The organism is Roseateles sp. DB2 (assembly GCF_051857535.1).
Taxonomy (GTDB): domain Bacteria; phylum Pseudomonadota; class Gammaproteobacteria; order Burkholderiales; family Burkholderiaceae_C; genus Roseateles_B.
Map to the genome: position 1 here is coordinate 107,821 of NZ_JBPZGY010000009.1, position 19,778 is coordinate 127,598.

18 protein-coding genes are annotated in these 19,778 nt (G+C 68.0%); 11 read left to right on the forward strand and 7 right to left on the reverse strand.

What is annotated here, in order from left to right; all coding sequences use genetic code 11:
• Positions 1-29 precede the first annotated feature (29 nt).
• A complete protein-coding gene (locus ACS5PK_RS14925) occupies positions 30-722 on the reverse strand; it encodes a hypothetical protein (RefSeq protein WP_439441050.1) in 693 nt (230 codons plus the stop codon).
• Positions 723-850: 128 nt separating this feature from the next.
• A complete protein-coding gene (locus ACS5PK_RS14930) occupies positions 851-2,503 on the reverse strand; it encodes an FMN-binding glutamate synthase family protein (protein ID WP_439441051.1) in 1,653 nt (550 codons plus the stop codon).
• A 205-nt stretch (positions 2,504-2,708) separates the two neighbouring features.
• Here ACS5PK_RS14930 and sppA point away from each other — a divergent pair, with 205 nt between their 5' ends.
• The 5 genes from sppA (at position 2,709) to metW (ending at position 7,709) form a co-directional block, all read left to right on the forward strand.
• Complete coding sequence (gene sppA / locus ACS5PK_RS14935) at positions 2,709-4,565, forward strand: signal peptide peptidase SppA (protein WP_439441052.1); 1,857 nt, start codon at positions 2,709-2,711, stop codon at positions 4,563-4,565.
• A gap of 21 nt (positions 4,566-4,586) precedes the next feature.
• On the forward strand, positions 4,587-4,952 hold the full coding sequence (locus ACS5PK_RS14940) for a hypothetical protein (RefSeq protein WP_439441053.1): 366 nt from the start codon (positions 4,587-4,589) through the stop codon (positions 4,950-4,952).
• A gap of 99 nt (positions 4,953-5,051) precedes the next feature.
• Positions 5,052-5,867, forward strand: coding sequence for a substrate-binding periplasmic protein (locus tag ACS5PK_RS14945; protein ID WP_439441054.1), 816 nt, complete (start codon positions 5,052-5,054; stop codon positions 5,865-5,867).
• Between the two features lie 127 nt (positions 5,868-5,994).
• Positions 5,995-7,131: a homoserine O-succinyltransferase MetX gene (gene metX, locus ACS5PK_RS14950; RefSeq protein ID WP_439441055.1), complete on the forward strand. Its 1,137-nt coding sequence runs from the start codon at positions 5,995-5,997 to the stop codon at positions 7,129-7,131.
• Positions 7,131-7,709, forward strand: a complete 579-nt coding sequence (gene metW / locus ACS5PK_RS14955; protein WP_439441056.1) for a methionine biosynthesis protein MetW — start codon at positions 7,131-7,133, stop codon at positions 7,707-7,709. Before metX ends, metW begins: the two co-directional genes overlap by 1 nt.
• Positions 7,710-7,867: 158 nt before the next feature.
• Here the strand turns inward: metW and ppk2 are convergent, their stop codons facing one another.
• Positions 7,868-9,052, reverse strand: coding sequence for a polyphosphate kinase 2 (gene ppk2, locus ACS5PK_RS14960; protein ID WP_439441057.1), 1,185 nt, complete (start codon positions 9,050-9,052; stop codon positions 7,868-7,870).
• A gap of 147 nt (positions 9,053-9,199) precedes the next feature.
• Here ppk2 and ACS5PK_RS14965 point away from each other — a divergent pair, with 147 nt between their 5' ends.
• Positions 9,200-9,568 (forward strand): VOC family protein, encoded by a 369-nt coding sequence (locus ACS5PK_RS14965; RefSeq protein ID WP_439441058.1) that lies wholly within the window; start codon positions 9,200-9,202, stop codon positions 9,566-9,568.
• A 21-nt stretch (positions 9,569-9,589) separates the two neighbouring features.
• Here ACS5PK_RS14965 and ACS5PK_RS14970 read toward each other — a convergent pair whose 3' ends face one another.
• Together ACS5PK_RS14970 and ACS5PK_RS14975 are read right to left on the reverse strand one after the other, a co-directional pair.
• On the reverse strand, positions 9,590-9,742 hold the full coding sequence (locus ACS5PK_RS14970) for a hypothetical protein (RefSeq protein WP_439441059.1): 153 nt from the start codon (positions 9,740-9,742) through the stop codon (positions 9,590-9,592).
• 108 nt (positions 9,743-9,850) lie between these two features.
• Positions 9,851-10,489, reverse strand: coding sequence for a Vat family streptogramin A O-acetyltransferase (locus tag ACS5PK_RS14975; RefSeq protein WP_439441060.1), 639 nt, complete (start codon positions 10,487-10,489; stop codon positions 9,851-9,853).
• 229 nt (positions 10,490-10,718) lie between these two features.
• Here ACS5PK_RS14975 and ACS5PK_RS14980 point away from each other — a divergent pair, with 229 nt between their 5' ends.
• Entirely contained in the window at positions 10,719-11,471 is a 753-nt protein-coding gene (locus tag ACS5PK_RS14980; RefSeq protein WP_439441061.1) for a hypothetical protein, read from the forward strand.
• Positions 11,472-11,490: 19 nt separating this feature from the next.
• On the opposite strand, the gene ACS5PK_RS14985 is transcribed toward ACS5PK_RS14980, so the two are convergent.
• Positions 11,491-12,339 (reverse strand): enoyl-CoA hydratase-related protein, encoded by an 849-nt coding sequence (locus ACS5PK_RS14985; RefSeq protein ID WP_439441062.1) that lies wholly within the window; start codon positions 12,337-12,339, stop codon positions 11,491-11,493.
• A gap of 162 nt (positions 12,340-12,501) precedes the next feature.
• Between ACS5PK_RS14985 and ACS5PK_RS14990 the strand changes: the two genes are divergently transcribed.
• Positions 12,502-13,356, forward strand: coding sequence for an alpha/beta hydrolase (locus tag ACS5PK_RS14990; RefSeq protein WP_439441063.1), 855 nt, complete (start codon positions 12,502-12,504; stop codon positions 13,354-13,356).
• Positions 13,357-13,380: 24 nt separating this feature from the next.
• Here the strand turns inward: ACS5PK_RS14990 and ACS5PK_RS14995 are convergent, their stop codons facing one another.
• Positions 13,381-13,800 (reverse strand): DUF4902 domain-containing protein, encoded by a 420-nt coding sequence (locus tag ACS5PK_RS14995; RefSeq protein ID WP_439441064.1) that lies wholly within the window; start codon positions 13,798-13,800, stop codon positions 13,381-13,383.
• Between the two features lie 130 nt (positions 13,801-13,930).
• On the opposite strand from ACS5PK_RS14995, the gene ACS5PK_RS15000 reads away from it, so the two are divergent.
• From ACS5PK_RS15000 to ACS5PK_RS15010, 3 genes are all read left to right on the forward strand, one after another.
• Complete coding sequence (locus tag ACS5PK_RS15000) at positions 13,931-14,638, forward strand: autoinducer binding domain-containing protein (protein WP_439441065.1); 708 nt, start codon at positions 13,931-13,933, stop codon at positions 14,636-14,638.
• A gap of 312 nt (positions 14,639-14,950) precedes the next feature.
• Positions 14,951-16,426 (forward strand): M20 family metallopeptidase, encoded by a 1,476-nt coding sequence (locus tag ACS5PK_RS15005; protein WP_439441066.1) that lies wholly within the window; start codon positions 14,951-14,953, stop codon positions 16,424-16,426.
• A 124-nt stretch (positions 16,427-16,550) separates the two neighbouring features.
• Positions 16,551-19,721, forward strand: coding sequence for a bifunctional diguanylate cyclase/phosphodiesterase (locus ACS5PK_RS15010; protein WP_439441067.1), 3,171 nt, complete (start codon positions 16,551-16,553; stop codon positions 19,719-19,721).
• The last annotated feature ends 57 nt before the right edge of the window (positions 19,722-19,778 follow it).

Below are 19,778 nucleotides of genomic sequence, written 5' to 3' on the forward strand. Positions count from 1 at the left end.
GGCCCGCGTCGGCACGGTGCCGGCCGCGATCAAGCCGCAATCAACCGCTGCTCCGCAGCAGCGACACTCACATGCGCAGGCGGGCACAGCGCATGCAGCTTGCGGTACAGGCGGGCGATGCGGCGCTCCACCTCATCGCGCATCACGAACCAGGCCTCAGCGATTTCAGGCACCAGCCAGCCGTGGGCCAGCAGGCTCAGCAGGGCCTGCTCCGCCCGGCTGATCAGGCTCAACGCCGACAGCGGCTGGCGATCATGGCCCGCTTCCAGGCGTCGTGCCTCGCTCACCTGGCGCCGCGAGGCTCCGAAGCTCTGCAGCGCCTCGCGCGCGATCGCTGGCGACATCTGGGCTCGACCCTGCTCCAGGGCCCGCAGACTGTCCTGCAGGCGCGGGCCGCGGGGCTGCTCCAGGTGATAGGCATGTGCCCCGCAGCTGAGCGTACGGAACAGGCTCATGTCGTCCACCGCATCACTGATGAGCAGCACGCGAGGCCGCGCCAGGGCAGGCGCCAGGGTGCTCAGGTGTTGCAGCAGGCGGCTTGCATGGCCATCGCTGAGGTGCACGTCGCTGACCACATAGTCCGGCATCGCATGTCCCAGGCTGACGGCCGCCTCCTGCCAGTGCTGGCTGGTGCCCAGGCAATGCCAGCCAGTGGCTGCCAGGTCCTGCGCTGCCCGGTTCAGGGAGCGCTGGCTGTGGCGAAGCAGGAAGACCGAGGACATGCGTGCATTTGGTTACAAGCCGCGCATTCTCCCCCAGCGGGGGGACTTGACCACCCCGCAGGCACGGGGCTGAAGCCCGAACCTGCGCGCATCTGCGCAAGATCAAGAATCCGGACCAGCGGCCCGGGTCAGGCCTCGACAAAGCCCCTGCGCAGGGGTCGCACAGGCTCGAAGCTATGCGCACTGGCCATGGGCCAGTAGGTCTTGAACACTGGGCCGGGCAGCTCCCCCTCCAGCAGGGCGCCCGGACGCACGAAGGGCAGCAGATTGGTCAGCAGGCGCACCTCGTGCTGGCTGACACGGTGCACGATGTGATTGGCGCTGATCTCACCCGGGTGCAGCAGGCCCGCCGCCTGCACCAGTTCCTGCAAGGCCTGCAGGGTGTTGCGGTGAAAGCGGTAGACCCGCTCCGCCTTGTCCGGCACCACCAGGGCCTGCTGGCGCAGCGGGTCCTGGGTGGTGACGCCGGTGGGGCAGCGTCCTGTGTGGCAGGCCTGGGCCTGGATGCAGCCCAGGGCAAACATGAAGCCGCGCGCCGAATTGCACCAGTCCGCGCCCAGGGCCATGGCGCGAGCGATGTCGAAGGCGCTGACGATCTTGCCGGCGCAGCCGATGCGCACACGCTCGCGAAGGCCCAGCCCCTCCAGCGTGTTGTGCACCAGCAGCAGGCCCTCCTGCAGGGGTGCGCCGACGTGGTCGGTGAACTCCAGCGGTGCGGCGCCTGTGCCGCCCTCGGCCCCGTCCACCACGATGAAGTCGGGCAGGATCTCCGTCTCCTGCATGGCCTTGGCCAGGGCGAACCACTCCCAGGGATGGCCGATGCACAGCTTGAAGCCCACCGGCTTGTCACCCGAGAGCCGGCGCAACTCGACGATGAACTGCATCAGCTCCACCGGCGTCGTGAAGGCGGCGTGCGCTGCAGGCGAGTTGCAGTCTTCGCCTGCGGGCACGCCGCGCGTGAGGGCGATCTCGGGCGTGACCTTGGCGCCCGGCAGCACGCCGCCGTGGCCGGGCTTGGCCCCCTGGCTCAGCTTGATCTCGATGAGCTTGACCTGGGGATCACGGGCATTGGCGGCGAACTTCTCGGGGTCGAAGCGGCCGGCGGGCGTGCGGCAGCCGAAGTAGCCCGAGCCGATCTCCCAGATCAGGTCCCCGCCATGCTGGCGGTGGTAAGGGCTGATGGAGCCCTCGCCCGTGTCATGGGCAAAGCCCCCCTGGCGCGCGCCCGCGTTGAGTGCCAGGATGGCATGGGCCGACAGCGCGCCAAAGCTCATCGCCGAGATGTTGAAGACGCTGGCCGAGTAGGGCTGGGCGCGCTCGCCACCGATGGTGACGCGAAAGTCGTGTCCCTGCAGCTGAGTGGGCTGCATGGAATGGTTGATCCATTCGTAGCCCGGGGCGCCCACGTCCTTCTGCGTGCCAAAGGGCCGCTTGTCCGGTTCGCCCTTGGCCCGCTGGTAGACCAGGGAGCGCTGCTGGCGGGAGAAGGGTGTGGCCTCATTGTCGGACTCGATGAAGTACTGGCGCATCTCCGGCCGGATGTATTCCAGCAGAAAGCGAAGATGGCCGATCACCGGGTAGTTGCGCAGCACGGCGCGCCGCGTCTGGCGCACGTCGCGCAAGCCCAACACGCTCAGGCCCATGAAGAGGATGAACCACGGCCAGGCCGGCCAGAAGTACCAGGTGCCCACCGCGCTGAGCACCGCGCCCAGGCCGCATAGCCACCAGCTGAGGTAGCGCAGGGGGAAGTAGTCGTCGACTTTTCTGAGCCAGGGCAGCATGCGGGCGGTCTCCTGAAGCGGGGCGGCGCCCCGTCGCAAGACCCGACCCCGGCACCCGTCCCCAGGGCTGCAGTGCAGCACCAAAGCGGGCCGCTGTCACGCTGCAGTGCAGTGCCTTTGCACACACGCCACAGATATCGGCTTGCTGCACAATCGGCGCGCATCAAGACCTGCGCCAAGCGCGCGCCCTACCTGGAGGAATCGCATGGGCATCAAGACCCTCATCTCACCCGTCTGGTGGCTGCTGAAGAAGGTATGGTGGGTGGTGGACGGCATGCGCCGTGCGCTGTTCAACATCCTCCTGCTCCTGCTGCTGGCCGCGCTGGTCTGGGGCCTGGTCAGCGGCGGCCCCAAGCCCCTGCGCGACAAGAGCACCCTGGTGCTGAACTTCCATGGGCCGCTGGTGGAACAGTTCTCCGGCTCGCCCCGTGATCAGGCCCTCCAGCAGCTGCAGGGCGAGGATCCCAAGCAAGTGCGCCTGCGCGATGTACTGGCCGCACTGGACGCCGCGGGCAAGGACCCCAAGGTGAGCCAGGTCCTGCTGGAACTGGATGGCTTCAGCGGCGCAGGCCTGGCTGGCCTGCACGAGGTGGCTGCGGCGCTGCAGCGCTTCCGGGCTTCCGGCAAGAAGGTGCTGGCCTATGGCGACAACTTCAGCCAGCGCGCCTACTACCTCGCAGCCCAGGCGGATGAGGTCTATGTGCATCCCATGGGGGGCGTGCTGCTGGAAGGCTTCGGCCGCCAGCGCCTGTACTACAAGGACGCGCTGGAACGCGTGGGCATCAGCCCCAACCTGCTGCGCGTGGGCACCTACAAGAATGCCGGCGAGCCCTACATCGCCAACGGCCCCTCCCCCGCCTCGCTGGAAGCCGAGAGCTACCTCTACAACGAGTTGTGGTCCGGATTCCTGGCCGACATCGAAAAGGTCCGCAAGCTGGAGTCCGGCAGCCTGGCCCGCGCCGTCGATCAGGCCGACAAGGACCTGCTGGCCCTGCGCGGCGACCTGGCCAAGCTGGCACTGCAGCAGAAGCTGGTCGACGGCATCAAGACCCGCGACGAAGTCCGCGCCCTGCTGATGGAGCGCGGCGCCAAGGACGAGAAAGGCCACAGCTTCGCCCACGTCAGCCTGGGTGAGTACCTGGGCCGCCAGAAGCCGGCCCTGCCCGTCGGCCCCGCAGTGGGCGTGATCGTCGCCCAGGGAGAGATCAGGGATGGATCGGCCGCACCAGGCACCATCGGCGGCGACTCCACCGCCGGACTGATCCGCCAGGCCCGCGAGGACGACCAGATCAAGGCCGTGGTCCTGCGCGTCAACTCGCCGGGCGGCAGCGCCTTCGCGTCGGAAATCATCCGCCGCGAGCTGGAGCTGACGCAGAAGGCGGGCAAGCCGGTCGTGATCTCCATGGGCGACGTGGCGGCCTCGGGCGGCTACTGGATCTCCATGTCCTCGGACGAGGTGATTGCCGACACCGCCACCATCACCGGCTCCATCGGCGTCTTCGCCCTGCTGCCCACCGGCGAGAAGCTGATGGAGAAGCTCTCCCTGCACACCGGCGGCCACACCACCACCTGGCTGGGCAAGGGCTACGACTTCCGCACCGGGCTGGATCCGCGCATGGCCTCGGCGGTTCAGAGCAGCATCCAGCACATCTACGACGAGTTCACGGGCAAGGCTGCGGCTGCGCGCAAAAAGAAGGTGGACGAGATCGACGCTGTGGCCCAGGGCCGCGTGTGGACCGGCAAGCAGGCCCTGGAGCGCGGCCTGGTCGACCGCCTGGGCAGCCTGGATGACGCGGTGCAGGCCGCTGCCAAGCGCGCCAAGCTCGAGGGCAAGCCGCGCGTGAGCTACATCGAGAAGGAACCGGGCCGCCTGGAAAAGCTGCTGCAGAGCTTAGGCGATGCGGTTGCCCCGGGCGTCGCCGCCTCGGTGCGCGCCCAGCTGGGCTTCCAGGTCCCCCCGGTCCTGCTGCAGTCACAGCAGGACCTGGCCATGGCCAGCGAGCTGCTGGAGGGCCGCAAGCCTTTCGCCACCACCGTGCACTGCCTCTGCATTGCACCCTGACACCGGACAAGGAGCCTCGACATGATGCGCATCGCCGCTGCCTTCCTGCTGCTGCTGGGCCTGTTCTCCGGCGCAGCCCTGCTGGCCGAACCCCTGCACCTGGCCCAAATCAGCGCCGGTACGGGCCTGTGGGTCTTCTTTCCCTTGTTCAGCCTGCTGGGCTATGTGCTCTTCACCATGGCCGCGCGCCGAGACCAGAGCCTGATGATCACCCGCGTGGCTGGCGCGGCCCTGCTGCTGCTGGCCGGCAGCGCTGCCGCGATGCTGGTGCTGTCCAGCGCCGGCGTGCTGAAGCTGGAGACCAGCCTCTCGCTGTGGTACGTGCTGCTGGTCGCCGGGGTGCTGGGCCTGGCCGCGGCCCTGCCCGGCTCCAAGCACGAGGACTGAACGCGGAGCCGGGCTCCGGGCGGCTTGCAGGAGGCTGGGGCGCTGGGTTCCAATGGGGCCGAACGGCCCCTTCCTGCCCACCACCACCTCCACCCCGGCATGGCAGCAGCTCCTCTTCCGCCTGGACTTCCCGGCCTGCAAGGCTGGCTGTGCAGCACCTGGCAGGCCGCTCTGCGCATCGCGCTGGCCTGCGGACTCTCCCTGGCCCTGCCCTCAGCACCGGCCCGGTCCATGGAGCTGGCCAGCGCCGACCTCCCCGGCGTGATCAGCCCCCAGGGCCGTGAGGCACCGGGCCCGCTGGGCGACTTCCTGGTCCTGCTCTGCAGCAGAGCGGGTTGGGAGCTCCACCCGCACTTCTACCCCTTCGCCCGAGCCACGCTGATGGCACGCACAGGTCGCCAGGTCTTGATGGCGCCACTGGCCCGCACGCCGGAGCGCGAGTCCCAATACCGCTGGCTGGTGCCGCTCTATACGCAGCGTTATGCCCTGATGGGCCTGCGCAGCCGCTGGCCGGCGGGCATCGACGAGACGGGCGCTCGCGCAGCCAAGGTACTCACCCTGCGCGGCGCGCTCAGTTCGAACAGCCTGCAGAAGCAAGGCTATCGCCTGCTGTCGCAGGAAGCGGACTACGAGCAGATGCTGCGCCGCATCGGCGATGGCAGCGCCACCCTGGTGTATGGCGCGGTCCCTGCTGTGATCGGCGCAATCCGCGCCGCCGGGCAGGACCCGCGGGACTGGGTGGAAGGCCCCAGCTACGACCAGAGTCCGATCTGGCTGGTGGGCAGCCCGGATCTGCAGGAGCGCCAGGTCCAGGCCCTGCTGGAAGCCTACGAACGCCTGAAGCGCGACGGTGAACACCAACGCCTGCTGCAGCGCCTCGGCCTGACGCCGGGGCATGGGGCCGGCGGCCTATAATCCGTCGTACAGCGCCGATTTGTTCCGAATTGCGGGCGCTCAATAAATTCCGCTAAAGAGGGGCGCTCCTGCAACCGGCGTCCGCAGCTTTCGCGGAGCCGGTTTTTTGCTTTTGGAGAGTCCCGACATGGCCACAGCTTCGGTGGGCGACGTCCAGCCCCAGCGCCTGCGCTTCGAGGCGCCCCTTCCCTTGCGCAGCGGTGCGCAGATCCGCGACTACGAGCTGGTCTATGAAACCTACGGCCAGCTCAATGCCGACAAGTCCAATGCCGTGCTCGTCTGCCATGCGCTGAACGCCAGCCACCATGTGGCCGGCACCTATGCCGGGCAGGACAAGAGCGAAGGCTGGTGGGACAACCTCGTCGGCCCCGGCAAACCCCTGGACACTGACAAGTTCTTCGTCATCGGCATCAACAACCTGGGCTCCTGCTTCGGCTCCACCGGCCCCATGCACACCAACCCGGACACCGGCCGCATCTACGGCGCGGATTTCCCCGTGGTCACCGTGCACGACTGGGTGGACGCCCAGGCCCGCGTGCTTGACGCCCTGGGCATCACGCAGCTGGCCGCCGTGCTGGGCGGCTCGCTGGGCGGCATGCAGGCCCTGGACTGGTCGCTGCGCTACCCCGAGCGCATGCGGCACTGCATCGCCATCGCGACCGCGCCCAGCCTCTCGGCACAGAACATCGCCTTCAACGAGGTCGCCCGCCGCGCCATCGTCACCGACCCCGACTTCCACGGCGGCTTCTTCTACGAGCACGGCGTGGTCCCGAAGCGCGGCCTGCGCGTGGCGCGCATGATCGGCCACATCACCTACCTCAGCGACGACGTGATGGAGCAGAAGTTCGGCCGTGAGCTCCGCGCCGCCGAGCTGGGCTACAGCACGCAGGACATCGAGTTCCAGATCGAGAGCTACCTGCGCCACCAGGGCGACAAGTTCAGCGAGTACTTCGACGCCAACACCTACCTGCTGATCACCCGCGCCCTGGACTACTTCGACCCGGCACGCGAGCATGGCGGCGACCTCTCCCGCACCTTCGCCAGCAGCCGCTGCAAGTACCTGCTCGCCAGCTTCACGACCGACTGGCGCTTCTCACCGGCCCGCTCGCGCGAGATCGTCAAGGCCCTGGTGGACAACCGGCGCGACGTGTCCTACGCCGAGATCGACGCCCCGCACGGCCACGACGCCTTCCTGCTGGAAGACCCCCGCTACCACGGCGTGCTGCGCGCCTACTTCGAGCGCATCGCCAAGGAGTTCTGCTGATGAGCACCGCCCTGATCGAGACCATTGCCTCCCTGGTGCCGGACGGCTCCCGCGTGCTGGACCTGGGCTGCGGCACCGGCGAGCTGCTGGCCTGGCTGCAGGAGAAGAAGGGCTGCACCGGCTATGGCGTGGAGCTGTCCGACGCCAATGTGCTGGCCTGCGCGCGGCGCGGCGTCAACGTCATCCAGCTGAACCTGGAGGAGGGGCTCTCCGTCTTCGAGGACCAGAGCTTCGACGTGGTGCTGCAACTGGAGACCCTGCAGCACCTGCGCAACGCCGAGGCCATGCTGCGCGAGACCGCGCGCGTGGGCCGCGTGGGCATCGTGAGCTTCCCCAACTTCGCGCACTGGCCCAACCGCCTGCAGGTGCTGGCCGGCCGCATGCCCGTCACCCGAACCCTGCCCTACGAGTGGTACGACACGCCCAACATCCGCGTGGGCACCTATGCCGACTTCGAGGTGCTGGCACGCAAGAACCGGCTGAACATCCTGGACAGCTTCGGAGTACAGGACGGCCGCGTGGTGCGCCAGTGGCCGAACCTCAGGGCCAGCATGGCTGTCTTCAAACTGAAGGGATGATGATCCCCCCTACTGGCTTCGCCAGCCTGGCAGGCCGCGCCAGGCCTCAGCCCCCCAGGGGGCGAGCGTGGCGGACCGGCGGAGCCGGATCCGCACGCTCCGCGCAGGGGCGCGGGCTGCACCGCGCTTTCTAGGGGCAGCGGAAGGCGTTGGTGGGGTCAGGTCTTGAGGGGGGCGGGGGCGGACTGGTTCTCGCCGCGTTCATAGACCACGTTGGCGCGCCCCACGAGGAGGGGATCGAGCTGGCCGATCTTGTCGAGGTCCTTGTTGGCGTAGGGCAGCTGGTGCAGGACGTGGCGCATGGCGTTGAGGCGCGCGCGCTTCTTGCAGTCGGACTTCACCACGGTCCAGGGGGCCTCGGCGATGTCGGTGTGGAAGAACATGGCCTCCTTGGCGCGGGTGTAGTCGTCCCACTTGTCCAGCGAGGCGAGGTCAATGGGCGAGAGCTTCCACTGCTTCAGCGGATGGGCGCGGCGCTCCTTGAAGCGACGGCGCTGCTCCTCGCGGCTGACGGAGAACCAGAACTTGATCAGGTGCACGCCGGAACGGGCCAGGTTGCGCTCGAACTCGGGGGCCTGACGCATGAACTCCTGGTATTCAGTGTCAGAGCAAAAGCCCATCACCCGCTCCACGCCTGCACGGTTGTACCAGCTGCGGTCGAAGAGCACGATCTCGCCGGCCGTGGGCAGGTGCTGCACATAGCGCTGGAAGTACCACTGGCCGCGTTCAACTTCGCTGGGCTTCTCCAAGGCCACCACGCGGGCCCCCCGGGGGTTGAGGTGCTCCATGAAACGCTTGATGGTGCCGCCCTTGCCTGCCGCATCGCGCCCTTCGAACAGGATCACCACTTTGGCGCCCGTGGCCTTCACCCAGGCCTGCAGCTTCAGCAACTCCACCTGCAGGCGGTACTTCTGCTTCTCGTAGGCCTTGCGGGACATCAGGTTCTTGTACGGGTAGCCACCGCGGCGCCAGTTGGGCGAGAGCTCGTCGTCCGGGTTGCGCCCGACGCCGGGCATCTCCTGCAGCTCCGCCAGCAGGGCCTGGCGCAGGGACTGCGCATCATCCGGCGAGGCGCCAGCCAGCAGGCTCTTCACCGAGTTGGCCAGCCCGCCCGAGGCGCCGGCCGTCGCCACGTCCTTGAGCGCTTCCAGCTCCCGGGCCTGCGCCGCCTCCACACGGTCCGTGGCCACACGGCGGGCGATGCGCTCGGGCTTGCTGCTGCCGCTGGTATCACCGGCCTTGGCACGACGCGGCCGGGGCGCCGACGTGCCGTTCAGTGCGGCGCTGGCGTTCGTCTTGCGGGTCGGGGTGTCAGGGTCGGGCTGGGCACGGCGGCTGGGCATTCTGGACTCCGGTGGCTGTCATCAAACCATCACGGTCGCACCGATGCCGGCCCCTGTCCTTGATTCGGATCAAGACGCCTCCGCTGCACGGACGCAAACGTGTAGGCTTCGTGGACTTTCCACCAACCCACGCCAAGGAGCGCTCCCATGATCGGCTACACCACTCTGGGCACCAACGACCTGCCGCGCGCCGCGGCCTTCTACGACGCACTGTTCGCCGTCATCGGCGCCAAGCGCCTGATGGAGTTCGACCGCGGCTACGCCTGGGGCGTCAGCCATGACAAGCCCGGCTTCGGCGTGCTGCGCCCCTTCGACGGCCAGCCGGCCACGGTGGGCAACGGCGTGATGGTCGCCCTGGTGGTCGACAGCCAGGAGAAGGTCGATGCCCTGCACGCCAAGGCCCTGGCCCTGGGCGCCACCGACGAAGGCGCGCCGGGCCTGCGCGGCGGCGGCTTCTATGCGGCCTATTTCCGCGACCTGGACGGCAACAAACTCAATGCCTTCTGCATGGGCTGAGGCACCGCCGCAGGGCCGCCCTCAGCGCAAGCGCCACCACACGGCCAGCGCGGCGTAGGCCAGGGCCATCAGGCTCGTGGCGAGAATGACGCCGCGCACCACCCAGGCGTGGGCCTGAGCGTGCCAGCCCGCCAACGGCAGGGCCAGCAAGGCGCCGACCAGCACGGACAGCAACAGCGCAACGGCAAGGCCCCGCGCGCGGGATCGATCGGCACCCTCCCCGCTGGTATCGACGGCGCTCGGCTGGCGGGCGTACCAGCAGGCATGGACGACGGCTCCGGCTCAGCGGGGCACGCACGCCCGCAGGGCCTCCACATCACCGCCCGTAATGGCTTCCAGGCTCTGGCTGATCCGCTCGACGGGCCAGTCCCACCAGGCGATCGCCTCCAGCTCGGCCACCAACTCGGGCGCAAAGCGCTCGCGGATGAGGCGCGCCGGGTTGCCGCCGTACACGGTGTAGGGCGGCACATCGCTGGTGACCACCGAGCGCGCCGAGATGATGGCGCCATTGCCGATGCGCACGCCCGGCATGATGAGGCTGTCATAGCCGATCCACACGTCATGCCCGATGACCGTGTCCCCCTTGTACGGCAGCTCGCCGGGCTGAGGCGCCGCGCGCTCCCAGCCGTTGCCGAAGATGAAGAAGGGATAGGTCGAGATCCCCGAGGTCTTGTGGTTAGCTCCGTTCATGATGAACCTGACGCCGCGCGCCAGGGCGCAGAACTTGCCGATCATCAGGCGGTCACCGATGAAGGGAAAGTGGTAGAGCACCTGGCGCTCGAAGTTCTCGGCGCCTTCGGGGTCGTCGTAGTAGGTGTAGTCGCCGATCTCGATGTTCGGGTTCTGGACTTTGTTCTTGATGAAGCACACCTGGGGGAAACCGGGCATGGGGTGGGGGTTCCTGGGATCTGGGCCGAGCATGGGCGTCGTGGGCAGTGGGGATGGATGGTGCGGAGTGCACCGACTGCGCCGCAGCGGGACTGCAGGCGCTGCGCCATGCTAAGGGCCCTGGCTCCGCATGCCATTCGCAAGGGCAGCCGCCCGGGCCCGCAGCCCACATGGACGAAGGGCGTCCGCGCGAGACCGCAGGCGGCGCACTCGCTATAGTGCCGCCCCAAGCGCCCATCCGAGGCTGCCCCAGGGAGATTCCATGCCTGTCCTCGCCATCCTCCACGTCGCCATCGCGATCTTCTTCGCGGTGCACGCCGTGCGCACCGGCCGCAACACCGTGTGGCTGTTCGTGCTGCTGTCCTTCCCCTTCCTCGGCAGCCTGGTCTATCTCTTTGCCGAGTTCCTGCCCGAGCAGCGCCACAGCCGTCTGGGACGCAGGGCCGGCGCCGCGCTGCGGCAGATCATCGATCCCCAGCGGGAGCTGCGCGAGGCGCGCCTGGCCCTGGAACAGACGCCCAGCATGGGCAACCGCCTGCGCCTGGCCCAGGCCCTGCTGGAGGCAGACCAGGCGGCGGAGGCTCTGCCCCATTTCCAGGCCTGCGCCCAGGGCGTCTTCGCCCATGACGCCGCCGCACTGAGCGGGCTGGCGCGCTGCCAGGCCACCGCCGGGCAGGAAGCCGCGGCCGTGGCCAGCCTGCGCCGACTGTTTGCCGACCAGCCCGCGCGCTACAGCGGCGAGCTGGCCCTGCTGATGGCCCGCCTGCTGGCCGTGGTGAACCCCGCGGAGGCTGAAGCCGCCTTCGAGATCGCCCTGCGCACGCACAGCGGCCTGGAGACCCAGAGCGCCTGGGGCCAGTTCCTGCTGGCCCAGGATCGCAAGGCCGAGGCGCGGCCCGTGCTGGAGCAGGTGCTGAAGGATGCGCGCCTCAGCAGCGCCCATGCGCGCGACCTCAACCGCCACGCCATCGCGGCCGCCGAAGCGGCCCTGGACAGCCTGGGCCGCGCCGGCTGAGCCGCCGTGCCGCTCGCAGTCAACCCTGCGGCAGCGGCGCCACCGGCTTCAGGGCCTCGAAGCCCGCGTCCTCGCGCTTGGCCTGCCAGGCCATGATGGCGCGGCCCATCTCGCCGGTGTCGAAAAGGGCACTCTGCAGCAGGCTCATTTGCTGCAGCGAGGCGGCCACGCCGTGGTCTCGCGCATGGTTCAGGGCCAGCTTGCTGCCGGCAATGGCCAGCGGGGACTTCAGCGCGATCTGCCGTGCCAGGGCCAGCGCCTGCTCGAGCAGCGCAGCCGCATCGGGCGCCACCGCATTGACCAGGCCCAGCTGCAGGGCGCGCTCGGCGCCAAGCCGCTCTCCGGTATAGGCCATCTGGCGGGCCATGCCGGCCGGGATCAGGCCCTGCAGGCGCTGCAGGATGCCCAAGTCCGCCGCCATGCCTATGGTCGTCTCCTGGATGCTGAAGAAAGCGTCGGCGCTGCACAGGCGGATGTCGCAGGCCGCGGCGAGGTCGAAGGCCCCGCCGATGCAGCCGCCCTGCACGGCGCAGATCACGGGAAAACGGGCCTCGTCCAGCACCGTGAAGCAGGCCATCAGGCGGCGCAGGGAATCCTGGAAGGAGAGGCGGGCGCGCGCATCGCTGGTGTCCAGCAGGCCACCCTGACCCGCGAAGGTCTGCAGCGCCATGCCGGCGCTGAAGTGCTTGCCAGTGGAGGCGATCACCAGCACCCGGGCCTGACCGTCGTCATGCAGGCGCTGCACGGCGTCGCGCAGGGCGGGGAAGAAGTCCGGCGCCATGGTGTTCATGCGCTCGGGCTGGTTGAGGGTCAGCAGGGCCACGCCGCCCTCCTGCAGGTCCAGGTCGAAGTAGTGGGCTGCGCTCATGGGAATCCTTGCAAGCTCGATGAAGCCGCCAAGCCTAGCGCCCCGCCGGCGTACAGCCATCGCACAAGTGACAAGATGGAGAGATGCCCCTAGGTCAAAGCGCACGTTTCCCAGGGCTTGCCCCAGGAAGAGCCGCCCCCGGCCCTGCCTACACTGCGCCGCATGCGAACCCTGAAGACTGACGATGGCGTGCCGCTGCACTGGCGGCAATGGAACAAGACGGGCATGGGGCCGGCCCGAGGCACGGTACTGATCGTTCATGGCCTGGGTGAACATGTGGGCCGCTATGAGCATGTGGCGGCCCATCTGAACCACTGGGGCTGGCATGTGGTCGGCCATGACCAGCGCGGGCATGGCGCGTCCGGCGGAGCCCGCGGCGACCTGCCGCACGACCGCCGTTTCGAGCAAGACCTGGCCCTGGTGATCGACGAACTGCGTGCCGACCCTGGCTTGAGCGCAGGCCCGCTGGTCATGCTGGGTCACAGCATGGGGGGGCTGATCGCCGCACGCTTCGCGGCTGGCGGACTGCCCGGTGCGGGGTCGCCCCCGCCCTGGTACCGCCCCCTGGACGGCCTGGTGCTGAGCTCCCCGGCCCTGGCCGTGGACATGAGCGCCTTCCAGCGCGGCCTGCTGGCTGCCACCCTGCCCCTGGTGCCGCACCTGGCCGTGGGCAACGGCCTCAAGCCGGCCTGGATCTCACGCAGCCAGGACGTGGTGAGCGCCTACCAGCTGGACCCGCTGGTGCACAACCGCATCACGCCGACCCTGGCCGCCATGATCGCCCGCGGCGGCGAGGCCGTGCTGGCCCGCGCCGCCGACTGGACCCTGCCCACCCTGCTGATGTGGGCCGGCGCCGACCGCTGCGTGTCCCCCGCCGGCTCCAGCCGCTTCGCCGCCGCCGCGCCCAAGGCCGTCGTGCAGAGCCAGTGCTTCGACAAGCTCTTCCACGAAATCTTCAATGAGCCGGAGCAGCAGCAGGTGTTTGAGAGGTTGAGGCAGTGGATGGACAAGCGCTGAAGAGGCCTCGGGCGTCGCTGGGCATCAATCGACCAAGGTAAGGCCGGCCTGCCGGGCGACCTCGGCATGCCAGCTCAAGTCAGCGACAAGTCGATTGAGGTAGGCCGCCGAGCGATAGGCGCTGACATAGCGTTGCATCGCTTCATCGACAAAGCGCAGATTGCTGGCAACGGACATCGCGTCAGCCACCAGCAGGCAGTTGGCCGGGTAGTCCAGCAAGGCCCAGTCCCATCCGAGGCCGATGGCATCCGAGCTGTTGACGCAGGCCCAGAGGGTATGGCCGTAGGCCGCGCAACCCGAGCCCCGATCGACGCTCGTCAGTCGCGTGGTCCTGACATGGGCGAACTTCAGCACGGACTTGCTGCCAACCGACCACAGGACCGCCGGCCAGGACTTTGCGGTCCAGTTCATCAAGGCCGGGGAGATGTACGAGGGGGTTTGCATTGAGCGACTAACTCCGAGTCTGAGCCGGAGTCTCCGTCGCCAACGTTTGCATGCCTACTGGCAAGCGTTACAGATCTCCCGGACTGGCAAGACCGGCACAATTCGCGCCAACTGCTTGGAGCTGCCATCCATGGTGCATACAGACTACCTCGGCGTCATGTCCGCACGAAGCGAGGACGATTTCCGGACGGAGATCGTTCGATTCACGCAGAACCTTGGCTTCAGAACCGTCGACACACTGACCGTCCTCGATCATGAAAGCGAGGACTCGGAGTTCATCTGCGTGGACAACGTCGGCAATCCAGATTGGAATGCAATTGGCCCTAGCTACTGGAAGCGTGACCCTGTCATGCAGCACTGCAAGGTCAGCAGTGTTCCCATTGTTTGGGGCACTCGCAACTACCGCTCGCCACTCGTAGCTGACATTTACGATTTGTTCTCGGCCTATGGCCTCCGATCAGGAATCAGCGTCGCTGCGCATTTGCAAGGCGGTCGCCATTTTGCATTTTGCGTGCACACCGACCGGGACCTCGACACCGACGTGCGGCACCTTACGCACGCACTTCCCCGATTGCAGTTGTTCGCGACCCATGCCCTTGACGCAGCATTCCGCCTGTTCCTGCCGCCGGAGAACGTGACCATTGATCGGTTCACCCGTCAAGAGGTCGATGCTTTGAGCTGGATCCTTGACGGAAAGTCGGCGGCAGAAATTGCTGACTTGTTGAATACCAGCGAAGAAGCAGTGAAGCTATCTTTACGTAAAGTTGCTATGGATCTTGGTTGCGCCACCGAACAACAGGCAGCGCTCAAAGCTTTGAGACTCGGCATAATTTTTTGACCAATTTAAGGAGAGGCAAATGAATACCTACCAAAACCCGTGTCTTCCTAGCGAGGCTGAAGCGCCGACAGCCAGTCAGCCAGTTCTACTGACAGAGGAGCAACTGGAATGGGTCTCAGGCGGAGAAGGAACAGACTGCCCAGCTTCTCAGCCCCCGCAGCCTGGCCCACTGCCAGGTTGGTAAACCGAGGGTCGGTTCGGCCACGAGGTTCAGCGACCTCTGATGGAGTTTCATTCCACCACCACGGTCCGTGTCTAAGGTCGCAATCCTAAAATGGCGGCTTCGCGGCCACCAGCCGCCAGGAGACCGCCATGAACGCACGTGACCCCAACCTGCCCCTGCAGGCCGACGAAGCCAGCAGCCTCGGACAGTTTGCCGCCCAGATCTGGGACGAGGAAATCGTTCCCGCCCTGACCGACTACATCGCCATCCCAGCCAAGAGCCCTATGTTCGATGCGGACTGGGCAGCCAACGGCCACATCGAAACCGTGCTGCGCAATGCTGCCAGCTGGGTGGAGAGCAAGAAGGTCGCCGGGCTCAAGCTGGAGGTCATCCGTATTCCCGACCGCACGCCGGTGATCTTCTTCGAGGTGCCCGCCACCAAGGCAGGCTGCGAGGACACGGTGCTGCTCTACGGCCACCTGGACAAGCAGCCGGAGTTCAGCGGCTGGCGCTCCGACCTCGGCCCCTGGACACCCAAGTACGAGGACGGCAAGCTCTACGGCCGCGGCGGCGCCGATGACGGCTACGCCATCTACGCCTCGCTGACCGCCATCATGGCCCTGGACCGCCAGGGCATCCCGCGCCCGCGCTGCGTGGGCCTGATCGAGACCTGCGAGGAGTCCGGCTCCTACGACCTGCCCGCCTACATCGACGTACTCAAGGAGCGCCTGGGCAACGTCAGCCTGGTGGTCTGCCTGGACAGCGGGGCCGGTGACTACGACCGCCTCTGGCTGACGACCAGCCTGCGCGGCAACGTGACCGGCACGCTGAAGGTCGAGGTGCTGACCGAAGGCATCCACAGCGGCGACAACTCCGGCGTGGCGCCCAGCAGCTTCCGCATCATGCGTCAGTTGCTGGATCGCCTGGAAGACGCCAAGACCGGCCGCCTGCTGCCTGCCGACTTCCATTGCGACATCCCCGCCGACCGCGTCGTACAGGCGCAGACCACGGCCGATATCCTCGGCGCCGAGGTCTACAAGCGCATGCCCTGGGCCTGCGGCGCGGACGGCGGCCCGGTGCTGCCCGTCACCACCGAGCCCCTGGAAGTGCTGCTCAACCGCACCTGGCGCCCGACGCTTTCGGTGACCGGCGTGGACGGCATGCCGCCCATCAGCAATGCCGGCAATGTGCTGCGCCCCTTCACCGCCTTCAAGCTCTCGCTGCGCCTGCCTCCGCTGATCGACGGCAACGAGGCCGCGCTCAAGCTCAAGGCGCTGCTGGAGGACAACGCGCCCTACAACGCCCGCGTCAGCTTCGTGCCCGACGGCCGCGCCGGGGCCTATGGCGCCACCGGCTGGAACACACCGGACCTGCAGCCTTGGCTCTCGCAGGCCGTGGCCGAGGCCAGCCGGACGCACTTCGACACCGAGGTGGGCTACATCGGCCAGGGAGGCACCATCCCGCTGATGGGCATGCTGCAGAAGGGCTTCCCCAAGGCGCAGATGATGGTCTGCGGCGTGCTGGGCCCCAAGAGCAATGCCCATGGACCCAATGAGTTCCTGCATGTGCCCTATGGCAAGCGCCTGACGGCCGCCGTGGCCCAAGTGATGGCCGCCCATCCCTGAGGCGCCCGAGGGCCGCAAGCGGCGCCTCCACCGTTGACGAAGCCTCGGTGGAGGCGGGAATTGACCAACATCAAGCCGGTACCGCCTGGCTGTCGATATGGTGTCGTGGTTTCGCGCCATGGCCATGTCCTCCCCTCCCTCCTCCGCAGCGACCTCGGCCGACCCGCCAGCGCCTGTGGACGTGCGCCCGTCGGCCGTGGGCTCGGGCAGCACCCGCTTCAAGCCCTGGCAGGCCTGGCTCTGGCTGGGCCTGGCCTTTCTTGGCCTCTGGCTGCTGCTGGGCTTGTGGCTGCGCAATGAGCGCCAGGTCGCTCGCGCACACGAAGGCGAGAAGCTGCAGAGCCTGGTCCAGACGCTGGATGGCATCGTCTCGCAGCAGCTGATCGCGATCCAGGCCGCGCTGCAGACCGTCGATGCCGAGTACCCGCGATGGCGTGCGGCGCAGAAGCAGGCCGACGGCGAGTCGCTGCTGCAGACCCTCACGCGTGCGATGCCCGGTGTGCGGCTGCTGCTCGTGGTTGATGCCAATGGCCGCGTGCAGGCCTCGTCCATGCCTGAGCTGCTGGGCAGGGATGTGTCGGATCGGCCCTACTTCATCCAGAGCCAGCGGCGCCCCCAGGAGGGGCTTCTGCACGTCACCCCGCCCTACCAGACCCTGCTGGACGATCGCAGCGTAGCCGTGGCGCGCACCTTGCACGACGCCGAAGGCCACTACCAGGGCGTGATCGTGGCCGGCCTGGACCCGGGCTACTTCTCGCTGGTGCTGGCCACGGTCCAGCCATCGGAGGACACCTGGGCTGCCATCGCCCACGAGAGCGGCGCCATGTTCGCGGTCCAGCCTCAGGTGGAAGCCTGGATCGGCCGCAATGTGTTGGATCAGCCCGGCTCGGTGCTTGAGCACCACCTGCGCAGTCAGCGGCTCAGCAGCCTGCACCTGCAGAAATCTCGCCTGAGTCATGACCTGCGCCTGGTCGCTGCACGCACCGTGGCCCCTGAAAGCCTGTGGCTGGACCAGCGCCTGTACGTGGCGGTCGGCCGCTCCATGGCCAGCGTGGAAGGGCTGTGGCGGCGCCAGGTGTTCAGCACCCTGCTCGGTGGAGCGATCCTCACCCTGCTCGCCCCGCTGGGCCTGTATCTGTACCAACGGCGCCGCCGCCTGGTGGAGCAGCTGCGCAGCCAGCAGCGCCGCACCGAGCGCGACAGTGCCGCCCGCACGGCACTGGCGCTGGAAGGCGCGGCGCTGGGGCTGTGGGACTGGAACCTCGTCACTGGCGAAACACGCTTCGACCAGCGCTGGTGCACGATGCTGGGCCATGTGCCGCACGAGATCGAAGGCCATGTGAAAGCCTGGGAAGACCGCCTGCATCCGGACGACAGCCCCATCGTGCGCGAGCACCTGCAGCGCTACCTCTCCGGTGAGCTGACCCATTACACCCAGGACTACCGCCTGCGCCACCGGGATGGCCACTGGGTCTGGATCCACGCCAACGGCCGCATCATGGCGCGCGATGCCCAGCGCCGCCCCACCCGCATGGTCGGCACGCACATGGACATCAGCGCGACCAAGCGTGCTGAGGCCCTGCTGCAGGCGCAGGCCCAGCACACGCAGGCCATCCTGGACAACATGGTCGACGGCATGATCACCATGGACACGAAGGGCCGCATCGACGCCATCAACCCAGCCGCCTGCCGCATGTTCGGCTACAGCGCCGAGGAGCTGGTGGGCCAGCGCGTGGAGCTGCTGATGCCCGAGGGCGAGCGCCCGCACCACGCCGGGCATGTTCGCCGCTACCTGGAGACGCAGGTGCCGCATGTGATCGGCATCGGGCGCGACGTCAACGGCCGGCGCAAGGACGGCAGCATCTTCCCCATGAGCCTGGCGGTGTCCGAGATCCTGCAGGACGGCGAGCCACTGTTCATCGGCCTCACCCGCGACATCACCGAACGCAAGAAGGCCGAGGCCGAGATCGAGCAACTGGCCTTCTACGACTCCCTGACCGGCCTGCCCAACCGCCGCCTGCTGCTGGACCGCCTCAACCAGGCCCTGGCCATCAACCGACGCAACCACCGCCACGGTGCGGTGCTGTTCATCGACCTGGACAACTTCAAGGCCCTCAACGACACCCTGGGCCACGGCATGGGCGACCGCGTGCTGGTGGGCGTGGCACGCCGTCTGCAGGCGGCCCTGCGCAGCGAGGACACCATCGCGCGCTGGGGCGGGGACGAGTTCGTGGTCGTGCTGCACGACCTGGGCCAGAACGCGCAGGTAGCAGCCCTGCATGCCGAGGCGGCAGCCGAGAAGCTGCTGCGCGTACTGGGCCAGCCTCACCAGCTGGACGGCCATCAGCACCACAGCACACCCAGCATCGGCATCGTCATCTGGGGCGGCGACACCGGCAGCAGCGAGGACCTGCTCAAGCATGCCGACCACGCCATGTACCAGGCCAAGGCCGCCGGCCGCAACCGCCTGTGCTTCTTCGATCCGGCCACCCAGGCCGCCATGGCCGAGCTGACCGCCCTGGAGGCGGACCTGCGCCAGGCCATCAACTGTCAGCAGCTGGAGCTCTTCTACCAGGCCCAGGTGGATGAGCGAGGAAATGTCGTGGGCGCCGAAGCCCTGCTGCGCTGGAACCATCCGGTGCAGGGGTGGATCTCTCCGGCGCGCTTCATCCCGCTGGCCGAGCACACCGGCCTGATCGCCCAACTGGGCGAATGGGTGCTGCAGCAGGCCTGCGCGCAGCTGGGCCTTTGGGCACGCGAGCCCCACATGGCGGCGCTCACGCTGGCCGTCAACGTCAGCGCCCACCAGTTCCGCCAGAAGGGCTTCCTCGGCTTCATGCAGCAGTTGCTGGCCCGCAGCGGCGCGCCCACCGACAAGCTCAAGCTGGAGATCACCGAAAGCGCCCTGGTCGAGAACGTGGAACAGGTCATCGCCCTGATGGTGGCCTTGCGCAGCCTGGGTCTGCATTTCTCGCTGGACGATTTCGGTACCGGCTATTCCTCGCTGGCCTACCTGAAGCGCCTGCCGCTGGACCAGCTCAAGATCGACCAGAGCTTTGTGCGAGACCTGGTCACCGAGCCCAATGCCATGGCCATCGCGCGGGCGGTGATCCAGCTGGGTGAAAGCCTGGGGCTGGACGTGATCGCCGAGGGCGTGGAGACCGAGGCCCAGCGCGAAGCCCTGCGGCAGCAGGGCTGCCATGGCTTCCAGGGCTACCTCTACGCCCGCCCGCTGGCGCTGCAGGACTTCGAGGCCCTGGTGCAAGGCTGGCCTGCCAGTCCTGCGCACTCCTGAGCGGCCACGGCCGGGGCTGCCTGCCACAGACCTGGGACGGACCTGGGACAATGGGCG